The organism is Chamaesiphon polymorphus CCALA 037 (assembly GCF_003003845.1).
GTDB classification, from domain to species: Bacteria; Cyanobacteriota; Cyanobacteriia; order Cyanobacteriales; family Chamaesiphonaceae; genus Chamaesiphon; species Chamaesiphon polymorphus.
In genome coordinates this window covers 1-2,383 of sequence record NZ_PVWO01000690.1, presented here as the reverse complement: position 1 = coordinate 2,383, position 2,383 = coordinate 1, and the positions used below count along the sequence as shown (strand labels likewise).

The following is a 2,383-nucleotide window of genomic DNA, read 5'->3' as shown; positions in this document are numbered from 1 at the left end:
GCGGGGGTGAGGGCAAGGTTCGTAGGGTGTACAAACCGGATTTGGTATGAGAAGTATTACGTTAGACCTGCGATCTGAATATTCTCGCCGCTGTTGGTTTAGCCGATCGCACCCACTACTATCCAGATAATCTCTCTGTCGGTCAAAAACAACACGTCGCCGCAATATGCACATGGAAGATGGCTGCCTCATCAGCGATGAGGCTAATTGAATGATGCGCGACTTCCATTCGACTGCGTATGAGTAATTTTATTTTTTAGAGATTTTGTCGTAATTGACACACGCTCCCAAGTTTAAATACTGTACTATAGCTGTGGTTCGGTAGCTCAGTTTTGAAAAACAGGGTGGAAAAGCGACGCAGGCGTAGCGAGAGCTGCACAGTCGTGAAATTGTCAACTGACTAATGAGTAGGATGGCTATGATTCGATTTACCGATCGTGGTGTTGTTTTTGATTTTGATGAGTAAGTTCACCTTATGTTTCTACCAGAAAGCAATACAGTAGCTACATCTTTATTGGATATTCTTAGCTATAGAGCGCAGTATCAGCACGATCGGCAGGCTTATATATTTCTCCAAAATGGAGAAACTGAATCAGGCAGTCTCACTTATGGGGAATTAGATAGACAAGCAAGATCGATCGCCGCCTATCTTCAGTCTTGGCGCGGTGAATGTGCTTTATTACTGTACCCTTCTGGATTGGAATTTATTACAGCCTTCTTTGGCTGTTTGTATGCTGGAGTAATCGCGGTTCCAGTTTATCCTCCTAGGCGCAATCAGAACTTTTCTCGGTGGCGATCGATCGTTAATGATGCCAAACCCAAGCTCCTACTGACAACCGCATCAATATTGGCCGATCTAAAGCAAATAGAGGAGCGAGAAGTTGAATTTTCTAGGTTGCAGTCAATCGTTACAGATACTATTACAGCTAATCCGCAAGAATTCACATTTAACCCCACTGTGCCTGAAAGTGTGGCATTTTTACAATATACTTCTGGTTCTACCGGAACGCCAAAAGGGGTAATGGTAACTCATGGAAATATCATCCACAACCAACAGTGTATCTATCAGGCTTTCGGGCATAGCGATCGGAGTATTGGAGTTAGCTGGTTGCCATTGTTTCATGACATGGGATTGATCGGTCATGTAATTCATCCGATTTATGCTGGAACAACCAATATTTTGATGCCGCCAGTAGCATTTATCCAAAAGCCAATTCGCTGGTTACAGGCAATTTCTAAGTATAGAGCAACTACAAGTGGAGGGCCAAATTTTGCTTACGATCTATGCGTAAACAAGATTAAGCCTGAAGAATTAGCTAATCTTGAATTGAGTAGTTGGGATTTGGCTTTTAATGGAGCTGAACCAGTAAGAGCAGAAACTTTAGCACAATTTGGTAAAAAATTTGCTGACTGTGGGTTTAACTATAGTGCGTTTTATCCTTGTTATGGGATGGCAGAAACTACGCTATTTACAACAGGCGGAGACAAGCAACAAAAACCAGCAATTCACAGCTTTTCGGCTGAAAAACTCGAACAAAACTTGGTAGTCGAGAGTGAGATTTCATCGTCAGCAGTTCGAGTATTTGTGGGATGCGGTCGTCCAAATCTTGATTCAACAGTAATGATTGTGAATTCAGATTCGTTGACTCAATGCGATCGAGGGCAAGTTGGCGAAATTTGGGTGTCGGGGCAAAGTGTTGCTGCTGGTTATTGGCATCGATCGGAATTAACGAAAGCAACCTTTCAAGGTTGTTTAGATACGAGTCCAAAATCTTTTTTGAGAACGGGCGACCTAGGTTTTTTTCACAATGATGAGTTGTTTGTAGCTGGTAGATTAAAAGACTTAATTGTTATTAGAGGTCGGAATTATTATCCTCAAGATATCGAATTAACAGTTGAAAACAGTCACTCATCTTTACAAGACAATTGTACCGCAGTGTTTTCCGTAGAGACAGGAGCAGAAGAGTACTTAGTTGTTGTTTGTGAGGTAAGACGAACCGACTTCAAAAAGCTAAATACAGATGAGTTGTTTAGGGAAATCCAAATTGCAGTATCAATAGAACATCAGCTAGAAGTTTACGAAATTATATTGCTGAAAACAGGCAGTATACCCAAGACCTCCAGCGGAAAAGTTCAACGCCATGCTTGTAAAATAGGATTCTTAGAAAACAGCTTAAATACTGTAGGTCAGTGGAAAAAAAATAACAATAAAACGCTTAGTGAATATGTAGCACCGCGCACGCCTAGTGAAGAAATCATTGCCAACATCTTCGCTTCAGTGTTGAGCGTGCAAACTGTCGGGATCTACGACAACTTCTTTGAATTGGGCGGACACTCGCTACTAGCCACTCAATTAATTTCACAACTGAGAGTAGCTTTTTCA

1 protein-coding gene is annotated in these 2,383 nt (G+C 41.7%); it reads left to right on the top strand.

Features of this window, described 5'->3' with window-relative positions:
• Window positions 1–475 precede the first annotated feature (475 nt).
• Window positions 476–2,383 (top strand): AMP-binding protein (locus C7B77_RS28310; RefSeq protein ID WP_146138583.1); only part of this gene is annotated, 1,908 nt, incomplete at its 3' end.